Source organism: Streptomyces sp. NPDC002640 (assembly GCF_053592575.1).
This window is the reverse complement of sequence record NZ_JBSFVZ010000008.1, coordinates 166,800-187,572: the sequence shown is the minus strand read 5'-3', so window position 1 is coordinate 187,572 and position 20,773 is coordinate 166,800. Positions and strand designations below refer to the sequence as shown.

Below are 20,773 nucleotides of genomic sequence, written 5' to 3'. Positions count from 1 at the left end.
TCCCCGTCCCGGTCCCGGTCCCGGTCACAGCTGGGACAGCTCGTCCACCAGGTCGTCCAGACCCAGCGAGCCCTGCGAGAGGGCGGCCATGTGCCAGGCCTTCAGGTCGAAGGCGTCGCCGTGCCGCTCACGCGCCTTCTCCCGGCCCAGCAGCCAGGCCCGCTCGCCGAGCTTGTACCCGATGGCCTGGCCCGGCATCGACAGGTAGCGGGTCATCTCGCTCGCCACGAAGTCCGCCGGCCGGCTGCTGTGCGCGCCGAAGAACTCCTCGGCCAGCTCCGGCGTCCAGCGCTCGCCCGGACGGTAGGGCGAGTCCGCGGGGATCTCCAGCTCCAGGTGCATGCCGATGTCGACGATCACCCGCGCGGCGCGCATCATCTGCGCGTCCAGGTAGCCGAGCCGCTCCTCCGCGTCCCGCAGGTAGCCCAGCTCGTCCATCAGCCGCTCCGCGTACAGCGCCCAGCCCTCCAGGTTGGCGCTGACACCGCCGACCGTGGCCTGGTAGCGGGACAGGTCCTTGGCCACGTAGGTCCACTGCGCGAGCTGCAGGTGGTGGCCCGGCACGCCCTCGTGGTACCAGGTGGAGACCAGGTCGTAAACCGGGAACCGGGTCAGCCCCATGGTGGGCAGCCAGGTCCGGCCCGGACGGGAGAAGTCCTCCGACGGGTTGGTGTAGTACGGCGCGGCGGCGCTCCCGGGCGGGGCGATGCAGGACTCCACCCGCTTCACCGGCTCCGCCAGGTCGAAGTGGGTGCCGTCCAGTTCCCGCACCGCGCGGTCCATCAGGCCCTGCAGCCAGTCCCGGACCTCGTCGACGCCCTCGATGTGCCGGCCGTGCTCGTCCAGGTGGGCCAGCGCCACCCACGGCGTGGCCGCACCCGGCAGGATGCGCTCCGCCTCCGTCCGCATCTCCGCCAGGATGCGGTGGTACTCGGCCCAGCCGTAGGCGTACGCCTCGTCGAGGTCCAGGTCGGTGCCGTTGTAGTAGCGGGCCCACCCGGCGTAGCGCTCACGGCCCACCGTGTCCGGGGCGCCCGCCACGGCCGGGCCGTACACGTCGCGCATCCAGTCCCGCAGCTCCACCAGCGCGGCGGTCGCGCCGCGGGCCGCCTCGTCCAGCTCCCCGCGCAACTTCTCCGGGCCGTCGGCCGCGAAGTCCTCGAACCAGCCCCGGCCGGTGCCGTGCGGGTCCGCCCACTCGGTGAGCTGCTCGACGAACACGGCGCAGGGCCGGGGGCCGCCGTACAGCTTCCGTTCCAGGCCCAGCGCCAGCGACTCCCGGTACCCGGCGAGCGCGGCGGGCACCGCGCGCAGCCGCTCCGCGATCGCCGCCCAGTCCTCCTCGGTGTCCGCCGGGGTCACGGTGAACACCTCGCGGACCGAGTGGACCGGGCTGTGGATGTTGCTGACCGCCCGCAGCCCCTCCTGGGCCTCGTGGACGGCGAGTTCGGCGGTCAGGCGCTCCCGCAGCAGGCGGGCGCAGCGCCGCTCGATGCCGGTGTCCGCGCCGGGCCGGCGCTCGGCCTCGTCGAGCCGGGCCAGGGTGGCCCGCTGCAGTTCGGCGAGGGCCTCCTGGCCGGCCGGGGAGGTGTCGGGCAGCCTGCCCGAGCTCTCCCTGACGCCGAGGTAGGTGCCGGTGATCGGGTCGAGGGCGATCAGGTCGTCGACGTAGGCGTCGGCGACCTGCCGGGGCAGCGGGTTGGTGGTGTCTGACATGGCCCCATCCTTGCCCAGGAACGGGGCCGCCGTCAGCAGTGCCGGGACCTCGGACGGTGACAGTGGCAGGAACACGCCACGTCACCGCCGTCAGCGGTCCGGCGTCGCGGCACCGCCCTCCGCGGTCCGGCGTCGCGGCACCGCCGCACACGCCTCCCGCGGGCCGTTACTCTCCGGCCCGCGTCGGCTCCGGCGTGACCGGCCGCACGGGCTCCACCCGCGCCGTGATCACCAGCGTGCCCTCCTCGACCTGGTACTCCAGCGGCAGATCGAGACCGCGCATCGCCGCGAGCATCCCGGTGTTGGAGGCCTGGGTGACCGCGTAGACCGCCTCGCACCCGGCCTCGGCCGCCATCCGCACCAGGCGGTACAGCAGCTCGCCGCCGATCCCGCGCCGCTGCCAGGTGTCCTCCACCAGCAGCGCGACCTCGGTCTCGTCGCCGTCCCACAGGAGGTGGCCGAGTCCCACCACGTGGCCCTGCCCGGTCTCCACGACCAGCGTCCGGCCGAAGTTGGGGCTGAGCAGGTGGCGCAGGTAACGGTCGGCGTCGCCCACCGGGCCGTGGTACCGCCGGCGCAGCGTCTCGTCCGAGCAGCGCGTGTGCAGCGCCTTGGCCGCCTCCAGGTCCCGCGGGTCGGCGCGGCGGACCGTGAAATGGCCCGCGCCCGGCACCGTCAGCAGGTCCTCCGACAGCGGCAGCCGCGGGCCCAGCCGGCTGTCGAGCTCCACCAGGGCACGGGCCCGGGCGAGTTCGGCCGGGGTGAACGGCAGGTACGGGCGTTCCACGGTGATCGCGCCTCCGCCGGGGGCGCGCAGCCGCATCCTGGTGCCGGTCTCCTCGTCGAGCTCCGCGGTCCCGTCCGGTCCCGCCACGGAGGCGTCGCCCGGCCGGGCCGGGACCTGGCGGATGGTGCAGCGCCCCAGCAACTGGCGCAGCGCCAGCGGCAGTTCGGAGGGGTCCAGTGCGGTCCGGGTGGCCAGGGCGACGGCCCGGGTCGGGGCGTCCACCAGGTCGTGGGCGTCCCCGCGCTCCGTCCAGACGTCCCAGCCGCCGGCCACCTCCACCTCCGAGGCCAGTTCCTCGGCGGTGGTCCCGGCGGGCGCGCGGAGCAGGAACTCGTCCACGACGCCGTCGGCCAGCGGATGGGTCTGCAGGCTCACGATGTCCACACCGAGACGGGCCAGGCGCTCGCAGAGCGCGGCCAGCGAGCCGGGCTCGTCGCGCACCGTGGCGCGCATCCGCCACAGCGCGGCGGGCAGCCCGAGCCCCAGCGGGTCCGCACCGGCCTGCCCGGTCCGCCGCCCCGCGGGGGACGACGGCCGGGCGCCGGTATCGGTATCACCTGCCGGGGGCGAGGGTTCGTGGCGTCCTGTCCACCATGCCCGGAAGCCGCTCGGGGCCAGGCGGAGCCAGGACGGGGTCGGTCGTTCGTCGTTCACACGCTTCACGGTGGAGAAGTCTCGATGCATGTCTCCACCGTGAAGGAACGGTGTTGCGTGATCACAAACGCTTTGTGACCGTCCGGTTAAGCGGCCTTCTGTCCGCTATGGGAGATCTCACAGGACAAATGCTCCGGGACGGGAACCCGCAGTTCGCAGGGCCGTGCGCAGGCGGCGTGCCTGGGTCACCAGCCGGGACGAGCCGCGCCGGTCGGCGACCTGGTCCAGCCCCGCGACGGCGCCCCCCGCCCCGGTCCGCTCCGCGCACTCCGCGGCCAGGGCGACCAGGTCGCCGGGCTACTGGCCGACCAGCCCCGGCCGGAGGACCTTGGTGAACAGCACCGCCCCGTCCTGCTCGCGCAGCCGCACCGTCATCTCGCCGCTGCCGCCGTCGATCTCCACCTCGCCGAAGAACTGGTAGCCCTCGGCCGGCGAGACGTTGGAGGCGGTGGGCGCCTTCACGAACACCCGCTCCGGGCCGAAGGTGCCGTCCAGCGCGCTCGCCGGGAAGGCCCCCGCGTTGAGCGGGCCGGAGACGAACTCCCAGAACGGCTCGAAGTCGGTGAACGCCGCCCGCGACGGCTGGTAGTGCTGCGCGGAGGTGTGGTGGACGTCGGCGGTCAGCCACACCGTGCCGGTGATCCGGCGGTGCTTGACGAACCGCAGCAGCTCCGCGATCTGCAGCTCACGCCCCAGCGGAGCGCCCGGGTCGCCCTGGGCGACCGCCTCGACGTTCCGCCGGCCCTCCGTGGTGTCGGGGACCACCAGGCCCAGCGGCATGTCCGCGGCGATCACCTTCCACACCGCGTTCGAACGCGCCAGCTCCCGCTTCAGCCATTCCAGTTGCTCGCGACCCAGGATGCCCTGCGGGTCGACGGTCTCGGTGCCGGAGGAGTTGGCGTTGCGGTAGGTGCGCATGTCCAGCACGAACACGTCCAGCAGCGGGCCGTGCCGCACCACCCGGTACATCCGGCCCTCACGCCGGCCCGGGGTCAGCGTGGAGACGGGGTAGTACTCGCTCACCGCCCGGCGGGCCCGCTCGACCAGCACGTCGACGCGCTTCTCGGTGTACCGGGCGTCCGTGTCGGCGATGATCTGGCCCGGGTACCAGTTGTTGCGGACCTCGTGGTCGTCCCACTGCACGATCGTGGGCACCTGCGCGTTGAAGCGGCGCAGGTTCTCGTCGAGCAGGTTGTAGCGGAAGTTGCCCCGGAACTCCGCGAGGGTCTCGGCGACCTTGCTCTTCTCCTCGGTCACGACGTTGCGGTACACCCGGCCGTCGGGCAGCGCGGCGGTGGCCGCGATGGGACCGTCGGCGTAGACGCTGTCGCCGCTGAGCAGGAAGAAGTCCGGGTCCAGCCGGGCCATCGCGTCGTAGATGCGGTAACCGCCCAGGTCCGGGTTGATGCCCCAGCCCTGCCCCGCGAGGTCGCCCGACCACAGGAAGCGCAGGCCCTGCCGGCGGCGGGCGGGAGCGGTCCGGAAGGTGCCGGTGACCGGTTCGCCGGTGCGGCGTGGATCGTCCGGGTCGGCCAGCAGCACCCGGTAGTGGATCTGCTCGCCGGGCGGCAGACCGCGCAGCCGGGTGACGCCGGTGAAGTCGGTGTCCCCGCCCAGCAGCGGCCCCGGCACCCGGCGGACCCTGCGGAACGACTCGGTGGGCGACACCTCGACGACCATCCGGGCCGTGCGGTCCGAACGGACCCAGACCAGGCCCGAGTCGGCGGTCACGTCACCGGCCTGGACGCCCCACGCCGCTCGGGGACGTCCCGAGAGCGCGAACGCCGGGGCGGCGGAGCCCACTCCCACGGGCAGGGCCAGGGCCGCCGAGGCGGCGAGGGAACCCCGCAGCACACTGCGGCGTGCCGGGACGGACGGGTGGTCGGACATGACTGCGCCTCCGGGAACGGGAAACCGACGGGAGTAGGACACCGGCCGGGGACGGCCGACCGGTGTGCGCAGCCAGACCTACTCCCGTCGCACGGCCCGCGCGGAAACCCCGGGTGAACAACGCGCTCCGCGGTCACCCGCCCGGCTTCCTCAGCGCGCCGGACCGCCGCCGCTGCCGTCCCGCAGCACCCGGGCGACCAGGGCCGGGTCGTCGTTCATCGGCACGTGGCCGCAGCCGCGCAGGCGTATCAGACGTGCGCGCGGAATGATCCGCTTGGCCCGCACGCCCTGGCGGGGGAGCAGCAGCCGGTCCTTGTCCCCCCAGGCCACCGTCACCGGAACGCCCGGCAGGTCCTCGGCGAAGGTCAGCCCGGCGCCCGCGCGCAGGGTCCGCTCGAACCCCGGGGCGTGCCGCAGCGCCAGCGTCTCGGCGACGACGTCCTCCGGGCGGCGGCGGCCCGGCCGCGCGTAGATCGTCCCGGTGAGCGCCGCCCGCCCGGCGGCGGACCGGGCCAGCTGCCGCACGACCGGCAGCGGCAGCCGCAGGGCGCCCTCGCGCATCACCCGCAGCACCGACGCGGCGTAGCGCCACTCGCCCGGCGACCAGAAGCCGCCCGGCGAGAGCGCGGTCACCGTGCGGACCTGCCCGCGGCGGCCCATCTCCAGCGCGAGCAGGCCGCCCAGCGAGTTGCCCGCCACGTGCGGCCGCTCGACGCCCAGCGCCGCGCACAGGGCGCCCAGTACCGTCGTGACGGTCGGCAGGTCGTACTCCAGCCCCTCCGGCAGCGCCGGCGAGGCCCCGAAGCCGGGGAGGTCGACGGCGATCACCTCACGGTCCGCGGCCAGGATGCGGCTCACCGGGTCCCAGGCCTGGAGGTGGTGGCCGATCCCGTGCAGCAGCAGGAGCGGCTCGCCGGTGCCCTCCCGCCGGTAGGAGACGGTCACGGTCCGGGGGCCGTGCGGGGACGGGACGTCGAAGGAGACGGTGTCGGTCATGGGCTCCTCGTCGGGATGGGAGGACGGGTGGGAAACGGATATTGACAGCTTGTCAGCAAAGGGCCCGCAGTGGATAGGGGAGGGCGGCCGTACCGCGCCGCGCTGGACGGAAAGTGCCTGGACACCGGCGGCAGTCCGGGGTGGGATGGCACGGTGACCACCGACTCCGCCACCGAGGCCGCCGCCGCAGAGTTCGAGTCCCACCGCGCGCTGCTGACCGGCGTCGCCTACCGGATGCTGGGCCGGGTCGTGGACGCCGAGGACGTGGTGCAGGACGCCTGGCTGCGGTGGGCGGGCGCCGACCGCTCGGTGGTGCGGGAACCGCGCGCCTACCTGACCCGCGTGGTCACCCGGCTCGCCCTCGACCGGCTGCGGCAGATCAAGGCGCGCCAGGAGTCCTACGTGGGCCCCTGGCTCCCGGAGCCCTGGGCCACCGACCTGGACACGGACGGGGCCCCCGGCGCGCCCGGCACGCTCGGCGCCGCGCCCGCGGACGCCGCGCGGCGGGCGGAACTCGCGGACACGGTCTCCTTCGCCGTGCTGGTGGTGCTGGAGACCCTCTCGCCGCTGGAGCGCGCGGTCTTCGTGCTGCGCGAGGCGTTCGCGTTCCCGTACGCGGAGATCGCCGCCATGCTCGACCGCGGTGAGGACGCCGTGCGCCGGATGGCCGTCCGGGCCCGCCGTCACGTCGAGGAAGGGCGGCCCCGCTACCGGGCCGCGCCCGCGGAACGAAGGGACCTCACCGAGCGGTTCCTCGCCGCGGCCTCGGGCGGCGACCTGGACGGGCTGCTCCAGGTCCTCGCGCCCGACGTCCGTCTGGTCGCCGACTCCGGGGGCAGGGCCAAGGCGCCGCTGCGCGAACTGTTCACCGCCGAGAAGGTCGCGCGCTTCTTCCGCGGCATCAGGTCGGGCGCGGCCGGGGCGTGGTCCCTCCGGCCGGTCGAGGTCAACGGCGGGCCCGCCCACCTGATCCTGGAGGACGGCCGGCCGGAGACCCTGGTGCAGGTCGAGGTCGTCGACGGCCTGGTCGGGCGGGTGTACCTGGTGCGCAACCCGGACAAGCTGCGCCGGCTCGTCGAGACGCACGGTTGACCGAAGGCGTCCGGCTGCCTTCGACCACGAACACCGTGTGAACGGTGTGTGGCGTTCCCTGCCCGATTCCTCCTCCGGTTCCAGGATTGGTCTTGACCAGGTTCGGGGGGCGTCCTATGGTCGCAGGAAAGTTCAACAACCTTTAATAAACAAGGGCGTCTAAAGCGTCGCCGGACACACAGCACCGTGGAGGACAGGGTGGGGACCACGCAGCTGGAATCGGTGTCGGAGCCGAAGTACTGGCATTTGAGGACGGTGCTGAGCCAGGCACTGGACTCCGAGTTCGCGGTGGGCGAGGTGCTGCCCAACGAGCGCGAACTCGCCGCCCGCTTCGGCGTCGCCAGGGCGACGCTCCGGCAGGCTCTGGAACAACTCGAACTGGAAGGACGGCTGCAGCGCCGTCGCGGTGTGGGCACCACCGTCGCCCCGCCGCGGGTCGGGGTGGCCGTGGAGACCGAGCGGCCGCTGTGGCCGGGCGCCCCGGGCGACGCCTGGCAGCCGCTGGACTGCGCGCAGGCCGCCGCGCCCGCCGCCGTCGCCGACACGCTGGGCCTCGCCGCGGACGAGCGGGTGCACGCGCTGCGGCGTTCGCTGACCGCGCAGGGCCAGATCGTGGCCGCCGAACTCCTCTACGTGCCGGCCGTGTCGGTGCCCGAGCTCACCGCCATCGACGCGCCCGCGGGCCCGGCCCGCGCCCGGGCTGTCCTGCGGGAACTGCAGCACCTCACGCTCGAAGGACAGGACCGCGCCGTGGAACTCGGCACGGCGCGCGCCGAGGACGCCAAGGACCTCGACCGGCTGCCCGGAGCGCCGGTGCTGGTCGTCACCACGCGGTTCTTCGCCGAAGGGCGGACGGCCGCGGTCTCCGTGGCGACCTACCGAGCGGACACCTGCCGGCTCACCTTCGGCGCCTCGGGCGACGTGCGGATCGTCCACGAGACGGAACGCCGCGCCTGCTGACCGCGTGCCCGGCCGTCGCCGCCCGTCGCGGGAGCGCTCCCGCGGCGAGCGGCGGGGCGGGTGCGGGGTGGCGGCGGCCGTGGGCGACGGTGTCGCCGCGGGCACGCGCCGTGTCGCCCCGGCAGCGGCGCGGGCGCACACGGGTGCCGACGGCGTGGGTGCCGCCGACGCGTGGGTGCCGGGCGGGTCACGGGGGGTCAGCGGCGTGCGGTCACCGTGCTGTCCACCGCGAACAGTTGCTCCTCGACGTGGTCCAGGGCGAGCCGCAGCGCGCCCGTGGCGACGGCCGCCTCGCCGAGGACGGAGAGCGTGACCCGCGGGGTGCGCAGGCAGTAGCGGGCGAGCTCCTCACGGATCGGTTCCAGGACGTCGTCCAGGCCGGCCGCCCACCCGCCGACCACCACCAGTTCGGGGTCGAGCGCCAGCACCAGGGCGGCCACGTCGTGCACCAGCCGCTGGACGAAGCGCTCCACGGCGGCCCGGGCCCGGGCATCGCCGTCGCGGGCCTGCCGGAAGACCTGGGCCACCGCCTGCTCGTCCAGCGGGCGCAGCGGCTCGCCCTCGGTGGACAGCAGGCTCTCCGGGCTCTCCTCGCGGCCCAGCAGGTGGAGGGCGCCGATCTCCCCGGCAGCGCCTCCGAAACCGCGGTGCAGCCGCCCGCCGATGAGCGAGCCCGCGCCGGGGCTGAGGCCGGCCAGCACGAAGACCATGTCGTTCGACTCGGTGGCCGCTCCCTTCCAGTGCTCGGCCACCGCCGCCGCGTTGGCGTCGTTCTCCACCAGCACCGGGCACTTGAAGGACCGGCTGAGCCGCTCCCCGAGCGGCAGGCCGGTCCACTCGGGCAGAGCCGTGCCCAGCCGGACCGTGCCGTCCGCCTCGACGATGCCGGGGGTGCCGACGCCCACCGCCCACAGCGAGCCCCGCGACACCCCCGCGCGGCGCAGGAGTTCGGCCACGCCGGTCCGCATGCGCTCGATGCGGTCGTCCGCGGTGGCGGTCTCCTCGACCTCCTTGGTGAGGCTGTCCAGGACCCGCCCGTCGAGGTCGGAGAGGAGCGCGGTCACCCGGTGGGCGCCGATCTCGAGCCCCAGCAGGTGGCCCGCCTCGGCGCGGAACCGGAAACGGCGGGCCGGCCGGCCCTGACGGCGCGTCGCGCCCTCGTCCGCGGGTGCCTCGGTCACCAGGCCCGCCTGGATGAGCCCGTCGACCACGCCCTCCACGGTGGGCCGGGACAGGCCGGTGACGCGGGTGATCTCGGTCAGTGTCGCGCAGTCGACCGCGCGCAGCGCGTGCAGCACCACGGCGGAGTTGATCCGCCGCAGCAGCGAGGGGTCACCGCCGGTCAGGCGTCCCACTGGTCCGTCCTCCCAGCTCTCTGCGGATGTTGGCCGGATGTTACTCGGCGTTCGTCCTCCCGGCGAGGACCGGGCCGGGGTTCGCGGAACTGACGGCGCGCCAGTTGTCGGTGGCGCCGGGTTTACTGGAACGCATGAGCATCGCACGTCATCTCGCCGTGGTGGAACGGCTGTGCGGTCTGGAGCTGCCGGAGGAGGGCCCGGCGTCCGCGGGCCGCCATCCCGGGCCGGAGTGGTCCGGTCCGGGATGGCGGGTGGCCGAACTCCGGCGCAGCCAGGACTTCTGGGAGGACCGGTCGCCCGAGGAGGAGACGGCGGAACAGTTCGAGTGTGAGCGTGAGGCGCTGGCGGAGAGGCTGACGGCGCGCTGGGGCGAGCCGCAGCGGGTGGGGCTGTTCGGCGCCTTCGTCCGCTCCATGGAGGGGGACGAGATACCCGACCCCTGGGGGTGGCTCTGCCAGGACCTGCCGGACGTGCACCTGTGGCGGGCCCGGGAGCGGTGGATAGCCCTCGGGGTCTCCCACCCCGACCGGGAGCACCCGTTCTCGCTGCTCGCCGTGGTGACCCGTCAGGACCCGCCGTAGCGGGCCCCGCGGCGGCCGGTCAGTCCTCCGCGGCCTCGCGGAGCCGTGCGTACTCCTCGGCCATGGTCGCCGCCGTCCAGTGGGCGTTGAGGCCGCTCGGGTTGGGCAGCACCCACACCCGGGTGCCGCCACCCATGACGCGTTCCTGGGGGCCCACCGCCGCCTTGCGGTCGCCGAAGGCGGCCCGGTAGGCGGTGACACCCAGGACGGCCAGCCAGCGCGGCCGCAGCAGCTCCGTCTTGGCCTCCAGGATCCGGCCGCCCTCCAGGTACTCCTCGGCGGTCAGCTCGTCGGCCCGTGCCGTCGCCCGCTCGACCACGTTGGTGATGCCGAGCCCGAACGACAGCAACTCGCGCTGCTCCGACGGGTCGAGGCGCCGCGGCGTGAAGCCGGACAGGTGCAGCACCGGCCAGAAGCGGTTGCCGGGGCGGGCGAAGTGGTGGCCGGTGGCGGCCGTCATCAGGCCCGGGTTGATACCGCAGAACAGCACCCGCAGGCCACCCGCGACCACATCGGGCACGATGCGGTCGCGGGCGGCCTCGAGTTCCTCACGGGTGAAGCGGGGGCTCACGGTGCGGCCGACCACCCGGTCAGAGGATGGCGCCGGGGGCGTACGCCGCGGCCTGCGGGTGCTGCTTGACGATCTCCTCGACCCGGGCCACCACCACCCCGACCTGGTCGGCGGCCGCGCCGGTGAACGACAGCTTGTCCGCCATCAACTCGTCCAGCGCCGCGCGGTCCAGCGGGATGCGCGCGTCGGCGGCCAGCCGGTCCAGCAGCTCGTTCCGTCCGGCGCCCTGCTCGCGCATGGCGAGGGCGCAGGCGACGGCGTTCTCCTTGATCGCCTCGTGCGCCTCCTCGCGGCCCACACCGGCCCGCACGGAAGCCATCAGCACCTTGGTGGTGGCCAGGAACGGCAGGTAGCGGTCCAGCTCGCGGGCGATCACGGCGGGGAAGGCGCCGAACTCGTCGAGCACGGTCAGGAAGGTCTCCAGCAGGCCGTCCAGCGCGAAGAAGGCGTCCGGCAGCGCGACCCGGCGGACCACGGAGCAGGAGACGTCGCCCTCGTTCCACTGGTCGCCCGCCAGCTCGCCGGTCATCGAGGCGTAGCCGCGCAGGATCACCATCAGGCCGTTCACGCGCTCGCAGGAGCGGGTGTTCATCTTGTGCGGCATCGCGGAGGAGCCGACCTGGCCCGGCTTGAAGCCCTCGGTGACCAGCTCGTGGCCCGCCATCAGGCGGATCGTCTTCGCCAGCGAGGACGGGGCCGCGGCGAGCTGCACGAGGGCGGTGACGACCTCGTAGTCCAGCGAGCGCGGGTAGACCTGGCCGACCGAGGTGAAGGCCTGGCCGAAGCCGAGGTGGGCGGCGATCCGGTCCTCGAGCTCGGCCAGCTTGCCGGCGTCGCCGCCGAGCAGGTCCAGCATGTCCTGGGAGGTGCCGACCGGGCCCTTGATGCCGCGCAGCGGGTAGCGGCCGAGCAGCTCCTCCAGGCGGGCGTGGGCCACCAGCAGCTCGTCCGTGGCGGTGGCGAAGCGCTTGCCGAGGGTGGTGGCCTGGGCGGCCACGTTGTGGGAGCGTCCGGCCATCACCAGCTCGCCGTACTCGGCGGACAGGCGGCCGAGGCGGGCCAGCACCGCGACGACGCGGTCGCGAACCAGCTCGAGGGAGAGGCGGATCTGGAGCTGCTCGACGTTCTCGGTCAGGTCGCGGGAGGTCATGCCCTTGTGGACCTGCTCGTGGCCCGCGAGGGCGTTGAACTCCTCGATGCGGGCCTTCACGTCGTGCCGGGTGACCTTCTCGCGCTCGGCGACGGAGGCCAGGTCGACCTGGTCGAGCACGCGCTCGTAGTCGGCGAGAGCGGCGTCCGGCACCTCGATCCCGAGGTCCTTCTGGGCGCGGAGCACGGCGAGCCAGAGCCGGCGCTCGAGCTTCACCTTCTCCTCGGGGGACCAGAGCGTGGCGAGCTCGGCGGAGGCGTAGCGTCCGGCGAGGACGTTCGGGATGCGGGGCTTGGCGGGAGAAGTCACGTAACCGGATTCTACTGTTCGTTCCTGCAGGTCCACGCCGCGGCCCCGTTCGTCGGAAGCTACAGGACCCGGCGTGCCGGCTCCGTGCGGGCCGCCGGGGCGCTCGCGACTGTTCAGCGGATCGTCGATTCCCGGCCCGTCGACGCCGCCCCGCGGCCCCGCTGTAATCCGGGTCATGACAACTGACGGACACGCGCACCCCCACGGCCCCCACGGTCACCAGGGCCCCGTCGGACACGACGCGCGCGGCGGGCACCGGCACGCACCGTCGCGCCGAGCGCTGCTCGCGGCGACCGGCGGTCTGCTGATGATGGCCGCCGCGCCCGGCACCGCCCAGGCGCTGACCACCAGAACCGCCCGGGCCTCCGACGTCCCCACGCGGCGGCAGGGGGCGGCCCGCGCCTCGCTGATCACCCAGGGCACGACCCTGGTCCACGCGGACCTGCACAACCACACCGTGATGTCGGACGGCGACGGAGACCCCGCCCTCGCCTTCGCCTCCATGCGGGACGCCGGCCTGGACGTCGCCGCGCTCACCGACCACTCCACCCTGTTCGGCATCGAGGGCCTCAGCTCCTCCGAGTGGCAGCGCACGGCCCAGCTCGCCGACGCGGCCAACGAGCCGGGCGTCTACACGGCGATCCGCGGCTTCGAGTGGTCCAACCCGCTGCAGGGCCACGCCAACGTCTGGTTCAGCGACTCGTTCGTCGACCTCGGCGGCGCGTCCGGCCCCGGCTCGTTCTACAACTGGCTCGCCCAGCGCGACGCGGTGGCCTCCTTCAACCACCCCGGCCGGGAGGTCCTGCGGTTCAACAACTTCGCGCTGTCCGCCAACGTCCTCGACAAGATGGTCGGCCTGGAGATGTTCAACCGCGGGGACGACTACCTCTTCGACGGGTGGGCCGACAGCCGGTCCTCGCCGCTGAACGCCTGCCTCAACGCCGGCTGGCGCACCGGACTGACCGGCGTCACCGACGAGCACGGCACCGACTGGGGCTTCCCCGAGGGCAAGGGCCGCAGCGGCCTGTGGGTCACCCAGAACACCCGGGCCGGCGTCTTCGAGGCGATGCGGGCCCGCCGCTTCTTCGCCACGCGGGTCTCCGGACTGCGGCTGGACGCGACCGCGGACGGGGTGCGGATGGGCGGCGTCGTCAACAAGGCCCGCGCCGACGTGCGGTTCGTGCTCGACCTGGACCGCGGCCCGGAGTGGGAGGGCAAGCCGCTCCACATCCAGGTGCTGCGGCCCGGCTCGGGCGCGCCCGCCGTCGCCGACGTCATCGGCACGACCGCCAACCGGGTCACCGAGTTCACCGTCCCGCTGGACGTCGCGGACGGCAACTGGGTGGTGCTGCGCATCTCCGACCCCGCGCAGGCCAACCCCAGCCCGGGCCCCGACGGTCACCCCTGCAACGACTTCGGCGTGGCCTACTCCAGCCCGTGGTGGCTGCAGCCGTAGCAGGCGCAGCCGCAGCCGCAGCACCGCAGCAGCAGCACCGCGGCCTAGGCGGCGGCGGGACGGCGTGCGCGCCCGCGCGCCGTCCCGCCCCGCCCGCCCGCGTCACTCGTAGGGCAGCAGGTCCGCGCGCTTGGGCAGCAGGCCGTCACCGGAGGAGCGGCCGGTGAGGCGGCGGGCGATCCACGGCAGCAGGTGGACCCGGGCGAACCGGGCGTCGGCGACCCGGCGGCGCAGCCAGGGGTCCGGGGGAGTGGCGGCCATCGGGATGTGCCACCCCTCGTCCTCCGGCTCGTACCCGAGGCCCTGCCAGACCGCCTCGGCGACCCGCCGGTGCCCCTCGTGGGCGAGGTGGATCCGGTCCACGTCCCACACCCGGGGATCGGCCAGCGCCGGCGCCCCGTAGAGGTCGATCAGCACCGCCCCGTGCCGCGCCGCCAGCTCGTCCAGGGTCTCGAACAGTGCCTCCATGCGCGGCCGGAACCGCTCCATCACGGGCCCGCGCCGCCCGGGGCTGCGCATCAGCACCAGCTGCTTGCAGGCCGGCGCCAGCCGCTCGACGGCCTCCTCCAGCAGCCCCGTCACCCGGCCCATGTCGCAGTTCGGGCGCATGGCGTCGTTGAGTCCGCCGACCAGCGTGATGACGTCGGCGCCCATCGCCGCGGCGACGTCCACCTGCTCGTCGAGGATCTGGCCGATCAGCTTGCCGCGGATCGCCAGGTTGGCGTACCGGAAGCCGGGGGCGCGGGCGGCCATCCGGGCCGCGAGGAGGTCCGCCCAGCCGCGGTAGGTGCCGTCGGGCAGCAGGTCGGACATGCCCTCGGTGAAGGAATCGCCCAGGGCGACGAGGCTGGAGTACGTGGGTGCGGGATTCGTCTGCATGGCGCGACCGATCGTATCCCCGCCACATACCGCCCAGTCGGTCACCCCCGGACACCAGTCGGTCGTCCCCGGACACGGCGAGGGCCGGGCCCCCTCGGGGAGCCCGGCCCTCGCGGCACCGCGGGATCAGGCCGCCGGCTGGCCGAACAGCTCGCGCAACACGTCCTCCATGGTGACCAGACCCGTCAGCCGCCCGTCGGAGCCGAGCACCGCGGCCAGGTGGGTGCGGCTGCCGCGCAGGGCGGTCAGCACGTCGTCCAGCGGCGTGTTCTCCCGCACCCGGGCGATGGGCCGCATGGTCTGCACCCGGAACGGCAGGTCGCGCGGCATCGCGTCCAGGGCGTCCTTGACGTGCAGGTAGCCGATGATCCGCCGCTCGTCGTCCACCACCGGGAAGCGCGAGAAGCCGGTCTCCGCGGAGAGGGCCTCCAACTCGGCGGGGGTGACGCCCAGGCTGACGTAACGGACCTTCTCCAGCGGCAGCAGGACCTCGCCCACCGGGCGGCGGCCCAGCTCCAGCGCGTCGTTCAGGCGCTCCCGGGCCCGATCGTCGATCAGACCGGCCTCCCCGGAGTCCTTCACCATCTGCGCCAGCTCGGCGTCCGAGAAGGAGGCCGTGACCTCGTCCTTCGGCTCCACCTTCAGCAGCTTCAGCAGGGTGTTGGCGAAGGCGTTGATCGTGAAGATCACCGGCCGCAGCGCCTTGGCGACCGCCACCAGCGGAGGCCCGAGCAGCAGCGCCGTCCGCACCGGCTCGGCCAGCGCGACGTTCTTGGGCACCATCTCGCCGAGCAGCATGTGCAGGTAGGTCGCCAGGCTCAGCGCGATGACGAACGACACCGCATGACCCGCGCCGGAGGGCATGCCCATCGCGTGGAACAGCGGCTCCAGCAGGTGCGCGATGGCCGGCTCGGCCACCACACCCAGCACCAGCGTCGACAGGGTGATGCCAAGCTGCGCGGCGGCCATCAGCGCCGAGACGTGCTCCAGCCCCCACAGCACCCGTCCGGCGCGGCGGTCGCCCTCCTCGGCGTGCGGCTCGATCTGGCTGCGCCGGACGGAGATCAGGGCGAACTCCGCGCCGACGAAGAAGGCGTTGAGGACCAGGGTCAGCAGACCGATCAGCAGTTGTACGGCGGTCATCGGGTCGCTCCCTGTCCCTTCTCGGCGCCGACGTCGGCCGTGTCGGCCGGCGGGGCGGTCAGCAGCACGCGGGCGGCACGGTGGCCGGACGCGTCCAGCACCTCCACGCGCCACCCGGCGACCTCCATGACGTCCCCGAGGACCGGTATCCGGCCGAGCGAGGTGGCGACCAGGCCCGCCAGCGTCTCGTACGGGCCGTCCGGGACGCGCATGCCGATCCGGGCGAGCTGGTCGGTGCGGGCGGCGCCGTCGGCGTCGTAGACCGCGCGGCCGTCGGGGTCGGTGCCGGCCGGGGCCAGGTCGGGCGTCTGGTACGGGTCGTGCTCGTCGTGGACCTCGCCCACGACCTCCTCGACGATGTCCTCCAGCGTCACCACGCCCGCGGTGCCGCCGTACTCGTCGATCACCACGGCCATCGTGCGGCCGCCGGACAGCCGGTCGAGCAGCCGCTCCACGGTCAGCGACTCGGGCACCAGCAGCGGCTCGCGCAGCAGCTCCGAGACGTGCACCTTGGCGCGCCGCTCGGCGGGCAGCGCCAGCACGTCCTTGATGTGCACGGTGCCGACCACCCGGTCCAGGTTCCCCCGGTACACCGGGTAGCGGGACAGGCCGGTGGCGCGCGTCGCGTTGGCCACGTCCTCGCAGGTCGCCTGGGCGTCCAGGGCGACCACCTGGACGCGCGGGGTCATCACGTTCTCGGCGGTCAGCTCCGCGAGGTTCAGGGTGCGGACGAACAGCTCCGCGGTGTCGGCCTCCAGCGCCCCCTGCTTGGCGGAGTGCCGGGCGAGCGCCGCCAGCTCCTGCGGGCCGCGCGCGGAGGCCAACTCCTCGGCGGGCTCCAGCCCCATCCGCCGCACCACGCGGTTGGCGGTGTTGTTGAGATGGGTGATGAACGGGCCGAAGACCGCGCTGAACAGGCGCTGCGGCGTGGCCACCTTGCGGGCCACGGCCAGCGGGGCGGAGATCGCCCAGTTCTTCGGGACCAGCTCGCCGACGACCATCAGGAAGACCGTCGACAGGGCCGTGCCCAGCACCAGGGCCACCGAGCTCGCGGCGGACCGCGAGAGGCCGAGGGCGCCGAGCGGGCCCGAGATCAGCCGGGCGATCGACGGCTCGGCGAGCATGCCGACCACCAGGTTGGTGACGGTGATGCCGAGCTGCGCCCCGGACAGCTGGAAGGTCAGACCGCGGACGGCCTTGAGGGCGCTTTCCGCGCCCCGGTCGCCGCTCTCCGCGGCGCGCTCCAGCTCGGCGCGCTCCACGGTGGTCAAGGAGAATTCCGCCGCCACGAAGGCGCCGCAGGCCAGCGAGAGCAGGACTGCCAAGAGCAGGAGGAGGACCTCGGTCACGGGGTCGCCTCCCCGCGGCCGGGAGGTGCGGAAGATACGTCGGGAAGGCTGCTACTGGGAGGCTCGCCCATGGGCGGACGCTCACACACCTTTCGAAAGAGAGCCAGGATCACCGTGATCGGTGACACCCCCAGGGTAAAGGACGGGCAAAACGGCCCGCGGGAGAGGGCCATGACCTAGTCACGAGTACCCGTACGGCGGCCCGGCAAGGGGTGCGCGACGCCGGAAAACCGTCCGGCGACCACGGAGAACCGTCCGGCGACCACGGAGAACCGCCCGGCGACGACGGAAACCGTCCGGCGGCCACGAAACACCGCCCGGCGACGACGGAAACCGTCCGGCGGCCACGAAACACCGCCCCGGCGCCGACGGACGGGCCGCCGGCGCCGGGGCGTGCGTACGGCGGGGTCAGCGCACCCGGCCGTACCAGACGCTCCTCGTCCAGATCTTCTGCAGCCTGACCACGTCGCCGCTCTTGGGCGCGTGCCACAGCTTCCCCGAGCCGGCGTAGATGCCCACGTGGTACACCCAGGAACCCGAGTGGAAGAACACCAGGTCGCCGGGCCTGCGCTTGGAGGCGGAGACACGGGTGGTGCGGTTGTACTGCTGGGCTGCCGTGCGCGGCAGGGCCTTGCCGGCCTTCTTGAACGAGTAGAGGGTCAGGCCCGAGCAGTCGAAGGCGCTCGGACCGGTGGCGCCGTACCGGTAGGGGGCTCCCTTCTTGGAGGCCGCCACCTTCAGGGCCTTGGAGCCCGCGGTGGCCGCCTGCGCCTCGGACGAGAGGCCGGGCACCACGATGCCGCCTCCGAATGCGGCGAAGGTCAGGACCGAGGCCGTCGTGGCCCGGGTCATCAGGGACGGGACGCGATTGAGCACGGACATGCACAACCCTTCGACAGCCGCCTGTGAAGGATGACCTGTCGGATTCGGGCCGCGAAGTAGCCCGGCCGCCGTGCGGCGGCTTCACCCCAAGGACCGCGCGGAATCATCTCCGGCGGCCCGTCGTGCTCGGGTCCTCCACTCCTGCCGATCCACTCCTGTCGACCCGTCGCCCGGCCGGCGGCAGGATTCGGCGTCCGCCCGGGCCGCCCCGCCGCGGTGGCGGGGGCTTGTCGTCGGGAGGATCTTCACGCAGACGCGGCCCGGGATCATCCGTAAACAGCGTGTTGTGGAATACGTCACCATTGCGCCGTTCGAGTGGACAAAGTGGCGTGTATCCCTCGGTAAGCACCCGCCGCGAGCCGCTCACCAGCGCGGGAGCCTCGGAGCGCGCCCGGTGTCCGCGCGCCGGGGGCAAGTCGGCACGTCCCGAGGAAGGACGAGCGTCTACGCCGAACGACGGTACGTCGTCTGGTCCGTTTGCCCGGGGGCGCACCCGGGTGGCGGCGGGGCCACGCCCCGGGGCGGGCGGGGCACGCGCCGACGCGTACAGGACACGAGCCCGCCCGCCCCGGCGCCGTTAACGCCCCCGAAATCAGCCGCGACTAGCCTCTGGTGCTCCGTCGGGCGCCGAAGGTGGGGGTGGAAATCGTGCAGCTGACCCCGCACGAGCAGGAGAAACTGCTGATCCATGTGGCGGCGGACGTCGCCGAACGGCGCCGGGCGCGCGGCCTCAGGCTCAACCACCCCGAGGCCGTCGCCCTGATCGCCTCCCACCTCCTCGAGGGCGCCCGCGACGGCCGCACGGTGGCCGAGCTGATGCGCTCCGGCCGCACCGTGCTCAGCAGGGAGGACGTCATGGAGGGCGTCCCCGAGATGATCCACGACGTGCAGGTCGAGGCCACCTTCCCGGACGGCACCAAGCTGGTCACCGTCCACGACCCGATCGTCTGACGAAAGGGACCCCGCCCATGATTCCCGGAGAGATCCTTTTCGACGAGACGCCCGTGATCGTCAACGAGGGCCGCGAGGTCACCCGGATCACCGTGCTGAACGCCGCCGACCGCCCGGTGCAGGTCGGCTCCCACTACCACTTCGCCGAGGCCAACCCGGGCCTGGAGTTCGACCGCTCCGCCGCGCGCGGGCGGCGGCTGCACATCGCCGCCGGCACCGCCGTGCGGTTCGAGCCCGGCATCCCGGTCGAGGTGGACCTCGTCCCGCTGGCCGGACGCCGTGTGGTGCCGGGCCTGCGCCAGGAGACCGGAGGCCCGCTCGATGCCTGACCTTTCCCGCGCCGAGTACGCCGACCTCTTCGGCCCCACCACCGGCGACCGGATCCGGCTCGCCGACACCGACCTGCTGGTGGAGATCGAGGAGGACCGCTCCGGCGGCCCCGGCCTGGCCGGCGACGAGGCCGTCTTCGGCGGCGGCAAGGTGATCCGTGAGTCCATGGGCCAGTCCCGGGCGACCCGCGCCGAGGGCGCCCCCGACACCGTCATCACCGGAGCGGTGATCGTCGACCACTGGGGGATCGTCAAGGCCGACGTCGGCGTCCGCGACGGCCGGATCACCGGGATCGGCAAGGCCGGCAACCCCGACACCATGGACGGCGTCCACCCCGACCTGGTGATCGGACCGGAGACCGAGATCATCGCGGGCAACGGCAGGATCCTCACCGCCGGAGCCGTCGACGCGCACGTCCACTTCATCTGCCCGCAGATCGCCGACGAGGCGCTGGCCTCCGGCGTCACCACGCTGGTCGGCGGCGGCACCGGGCCCGCCGAGGGCTCCAAGGCCACCACCGTCACCCCCGGGCCCTGGCACCTGGCCCGGATGCTCGAGGCGATGGAGGCGTACCCGCTCAACATCGGGCTGCTGGGCAAGGGCAACACCGTCTCCCAGGAGGCGCTGCTCTCCCAGATCCGCGGCGGCGCCGTCGGCCTCAAACTGCACGAGGACTGGGGCTCCACCCCGGCCGCCATCGACGCCGCGCTCACCGCCGCCGACCGCACCGGCGTCCAGGTCGCCATCCACACCGACACCCTCAACGAGGCCGGTTTCGTCGGCGACACCCTCGCCGCGATCGCCGGACGGGGCATCCACGCCTACCACACCGAAGGCGCGGGCGGCGGGCACGCACCGGACATCATGACCGTGGTCTCCCACCCCAACGTGCTGCCCAGCTCCACCAACCCGACGCGGCCGTACACCGTCAACACCGCCGAGGAACACCTCGACATGCTGATGGTCTGCCACCACCTCAACCCGGCCGTCCCCGAGGACCTCGCCTTCGCCGAGTCCCGGATCCGGCCCTCCACCATCGGCGCCGAGGACATCCTGCACGACCTCGGGGCGATCTCGATCATCTCCTCCGACTCCCAGGCCATGGGCCGGGTCGGCGAGGTGATCCTGCGGACCTGGCAGACCGCGCACGTGATGAAGCGGCGCCGCGGCGCCCTGCCCGGCGACGGGCGCGCGGACAACCTGCGGGCCCGCCGCTACGTCGCCAAGTACACGATCAACCCCGCCCTGGCGCAGGGCCTTTCGGCGGAGATCGGCTCCGTGGAGAGCGGCAAGCTGGCCGATCTGGTGCTCTGGGAACCGGCGTTCTTCGGCGTCAAGCCCCACCTGGTGCTCAAGGGCGGGCAGATCGCCTACGCGCAGATGGGCGACGCCAACGCGTCCATCCCCACCCCGCAGCCGGTGCTGCCCCGCCCGATGTACGGGGCGATCGGGCGCGCCCCGGCCGCCAACTCGGTCAACTTCGTCGCCCCCGAGGCGATCGAGGCCGGCCTGCCCGAGCGGCTCGACCTCGGCAAACGGTGGGCGGCCATCACGTCGACCCGCGGCGTCACCAAGGCCGACATGCGGGAGAACGACGCGCGGCCGGACGTCCGGATCGACCCCGACAGCTTCGCCGTGCACATCGACGGCGAACTGGTCGAGGCGACACCGGCCGCCGAACTGCCCATGGCACAGCGCTACTTCCTCTTCTGAGAGCGG

18 protein-coding genes and 1 riboswitch are annotated in these 20,773 nt (G+C 73.6%); of the genes, 7 read left to right on the top strand and 11 right to left on the bottom strand.

Features of this window, described 5'->3' with window-relative positions; all coding sequences use genetic code 11:
• Nucleotides 1-24: 24 nt before the first annotated feature.
• From ACWD3O_RS13515 to ACWD3O_RS13500, 4 genes are all read right to left on the bottom strand, one after another.
• Entirely contained in the window at nucleotides 25-1,716 is a 1,692-nt protein-coding gene (locus tag ACWD3O_RS13515) for a DUF885 domain-containing protein (RefSeq protein ID WP_451415947.1), read from the bottom strand.
• 166 nt (nucleotides 1,717-1,882) lie between these two features.
• A complete protein-coding gene (locus ACWD3O_RS13510; RefSeq protein ID WP_451415946.1) occupies nucleotides 1,883-3,187 on the bottom strand; it encodes a GNAT family N-acetyltransferase in 1,305 nt (434 codons plus the stop codon).
• 267 nt (nucleotides 3,188-3,454) lie between these two features.
• Nucleotides 3,455-5,047 (bottom strand): alkaline phosphatase D family protein, encoded by a 1,593-nt coding sequence (locus ACWD3O_RS13505; RefSeq protein WP_451415945.1) that lies wholly within the window; start codon nucleotides 5,045-5,047, stop codon nucleotides 3,455-3,457.
• A 150-nt stretch (nucleotides 5,048-5,197) separates the two neighbouring features.
• Nucleotides 5,198-6,043 carry an alpha/beta fold hydrolase gene (locus ACWD3O_RS13500; protein WP_451415944.1) on the bottom strand — a complete coding sequence of 282 codons (846 nt, stop codon included), beginning with the start codon at nucleotides 6,041-6,043 and terminating at the stop codon, nucleotides 5,198-5,200.
• A 153-nt stretch (nucleotides 6,044-6,196) separates the two neighbouring features.
• Between ACWD3O_RS13500 and sigJ the strand changes: the two genes are divergently transcribed.
• On the top strand, nucleotides 6,197-7,135 hold the full coding sequence (sigJ, locus tag ACWD3O_RS13495; RefSeq protein WP_451412742.1) for an RNA polymerase sigma factor SigJ: 939 nt from the start codon (nucleotides 6,197-6,199) through the stop codon (nucleotides 7,133-7,135).
• Nucleotides 7,136-7,333: 198 nt separating this feature from the next.
• Nucleotides 7,334-8,095, top strand: a complete 762-nt coding sequence (locus tag ACWD3O_RS13490; RefSeq protein WP_451412741.1) for a GntR family transcriptional regulator — start codon at nucleotides 7,334-7,336, stop codon at nucleotides 8,093-8,095.
• A 197-nt stretch (nucleotides 8,096-8,292) separates the two neighbouring features.
• Here ACWD3O_RS13490 and ACWD3O_RS13485 read toward each other — a convergent pair whose 3' ends face one another.
• Nucleotides 8,293-9,450, bottom strand: a complete 1,158-nt coding sequence (locus ACWD3O_RS13485; protein ID WP_451412740.1) for an ROK family transcriptional regulator — start codon at nucleotides 9,448-9,450, stop codon at nucleotides 8,293-8,295.
• Between the two features lie 134 nt (nucleotides 9,451-9,584).
• Between ACWD3O_RS13485 and ACWD3O_RS13480 the strand changes: the two genes are divergently transcribed.
• Nucleotides 9,585-10,034 (top strand): hypothetical protein, encoded by a 450-nt coding sequence (locus tag ACWD3O_RS13480; RefSeq protein ID WP_451412739.1) that lies wholly within the window; start codon nucleotides 9,585-9,587, stop codon nucleotides 10,032-10,034.
• 19 nt (nucleotides 10,035-10,053) lie between these two features.
• Here the strand turns inward: ACWD3O_RS13480 and mug are convergent, their stop codons facing one another.
• Together mug and purB are read right to left on the bottom strand one after the other, a co-directional pair.
• Nucleotides 10,054-10,620: a G/U mismatch-specific DNA glycosylase gene (gene mug, locus ACWD3O_RS13475; protein WP_451415943.1), complete on the bottom strand. Its 567-nt coding sequence runs from the start codon at nucleotides 10,618-10,620 to the stop codon at nucleotides 10,054-10,056.
• Nucleotides 10,621-10,624: 4 nt separating this feature from the next.
• Nucleotides 10,625-12,064, bottom strand: a complete 1,440-nt coding sequence (purB, locus tag ACWD3O_RS13470; RefSeq protein ID WP_451412737.1) for an adenylosuccinate lyase — start codon at nucleotides 12,062-12,064, stop codon at nucleotides 10,625-10,627.
• Between the two features lie 175 nt (nucleotides 12,065-12,239).
• Here purB and ACWD3O_RS13465 point away from each other — a divergent pair, with 175 nt between their 5' ends.
• Nucleotides 12,240-13,520 (top strand): CehA/McbA family metallohydrolase, encoded by a 1,281-nt coding sequence (locus tag ACWD3O_RS13465; protein WP_451415942.1) that lies wholly within the window; start codon nucleotides 12,240-12,242, stop codon nucleotides 13,518-13,520.
• A 102-nt stretch (nucleotides 13,521-13,622) separates the two neighbouring features.
• On the opposite strand, the gene ACWD3O_RS13460 is transcribed toward ACWD3O_RS13465, so the two are convergent.
• The 4 genes from ACWD3O_RS13460 to ACWD3O_RS13445 form a co-directional block, all read right to left on the bottom strand.
• Complete coding sequence (locus tag ACWD3O_RS13460; RefSeq protein ID WP_451412735.1) at nucleotides 13,623-14,399, bottom strand: SGNH/GDSL hydrolase family protein; 777 nt, start codon at nucleotides 14,397-14,399, stop codon at nucleotides 13,623-13,625.
• A gap of 126 nt (nucleotides 14,400-14,525) precedes the next feature.
• Complete coding sequence (locus ACWD3O_RS13455) at nucleotides 14,526-15,542, bottom strand: hemolysin family protein (protein WP_451415941.1); 1,017 nt, start codon at nucleotides 15,540-15,542, stop codon at nucleotides 14,526-14,528.
• Nucleotides 15,539-16,891 carry a hemolysin family protein gene (locus tag ACWD3O_RS13450; RefSeq protein ID WP_451412733.1) on the bottom strand — a complete coding sequence of 451 codons (1,353 nt, stop codon included), beginning with the start codon at nucleotides 16,889-16,891 and terminating at the stop codon, nucleotides 15,539-15,541. Before ACWD3O_RS13450 ends, ACWD3O_RS13455 begins: the two co-directional genes overlap by 4 nt.
• A gap of 408 nt (nucleotides 16,892-17,299) precedes the next feature.
• Nucleotides 17,300-17,773, bottom strand: coding sequence for a C40 family peptidase (locus tag ACWD3O_RS13445; RefSeq protein ID WP_451412732.1), 474 nt, complete (start codon nucleotides 17,771-17,773; stop codon nucleotides 17,300-17,302).
• A 2-nt stretch (nucleotides 17,774-17,775) separates the two neighbouring features.
• Nucleotides 17,776-17,976: riboswitch (cyclic di-AMP (ydaO/yuaA leader) on the bottom strand.
• 445 nt (nucleotides 17,977-18,421) lie between these two features.
• Between ACWD3O_RS13445 and ACWD3O_RS13440 the strand changes: the two genes are divergently transcribed.
• From ACWD3O_RS13440 to ACWD3O_RS13430, 3 genes are read left to right on the top strand one after another with little or no spacing between them, the layout of a single operon-like run.
• Complete coding sequence (locus tag ACWD3O_RS13440; protein WP_356134866.1) at nucleotides 18,422-18,724, top strand: urease subunit gamma; 303 nt, start codon at nucleotides 18,422-18,424, stop codon at nucleotides 18,722-18,724.
• A 17-nt stretch (nucleotides 18,725-18,741) separates the two neighbouring features.
• Nucleotides 18,742-19,053, top strand: coding sequence for an urease subunit beta (locus tag ACWD3O_RS13435; protein ID WP_451412731.1), 312 nt, complete (start codon nucleotides 18,742-18,744; stop codon nucleotides 19,051-19,053).
• On the top strand, nucleotides 19,046-20,767 hold the full coding sequence (locus tag ACWD3O_RS13430; RefSeq protein ID WP_451415940.1) for an urease subunit alpha: 1,722 nt from the start codon (nucleotides 19,046-19,048) through the stop codon (nucleotides 20,765-20,767). Before ACWD3O_RS13435 ends, ACWD3O_RS13430 begins: the two co-directional genes overlap by 8 nt.
• Nucleotides 20,768-20,773 lie beyond the last annotated feature (6 nt).

Excerpts from the sequence above, each read along its gene's own strand:
- ACWD3O_RS13515 (WP_451415947.1), bottom strand. The coding sequence starts at position 1,716 with ATGTCAGACACCACCAACCCGCTGCCCCGGCAGGTCGCCGACGCCTAC.
- ACWD3O_RS13510 (WP_451415946.1), bottom strand. The coding sequence starts at position 3,187 with ATGCATCGAGACTTCTCCACCGTGAAGCGTGTGAACGACGAACGACCG.
- ACWD3O_RS13505 (WP_451415945.1), bottom strand. The coding sequence starts at position 5,047 with ATGTCCGACCACCCGTCCGTCCCGGCACGCCGCAGTGTGCTGCGGGGT.
- ACWD3O_RS13500 (WP_451415944.1), bottom strand. The coding sequence starts at position 6,043 with ATGACCGACACCGTCTCCTTCGACGTCCCGTCCCCGCACGGCCCCCGG.
- ACWD3O_RS13480 (WP_451412739.1), top strand. The coding sequence starts at position 9,585 with ATGAGCATCGCACGTCATCTCGCCGTGGTGGAACGGCTGTGCGGTCTG.
- ACWD3O_RS13465 (WP_451415942.1), top strand. The coding sequence starts at position 12,240 with ATGACAACTGACGGACACGCGCACCCCCACGGCCCCCACGGTCACCAG.
- ACWD3O_RS13460 (WP_451412735.1), bottom strand. The coding sequence starts at position 14,399 with ATGCAGACGAATCCCGCACCCACGTACTCCAGCCTCGTCGCCCTGGGC.
- ACWD3O_RS13455 (WP_451415941.1), bottom strand. The coding sequence starts at position 15,542 with ATGACCGCCGTACAACTGCTGATCGGTCTGCTGACCCTGGTCCTCAAC.
- ACWD3O_RS13445 (WP_451412732.1), bottom strand. The coding sequence starts at position 17,773 with ATGTCCGTGCTCAATCGCGTCCCGTCCCTGATGACCCGGGCCACGACG.
- ACWD3O_RS13435 (WP_451412731.1), top strand. The coding sequence starts at position 18,742 with ATGATTCCCGGAGAGATCCTTTTCGACGAGACGCCCGTGATCGTCAAC.
- ACWD3O_RS13430 (WP_451415940.1), top strand. The coding sequence starts at position 19,046 with ATGCCTGACCTTTCCCGCGCCGAGTACGCCGACCTCTTCGGCCCCACC.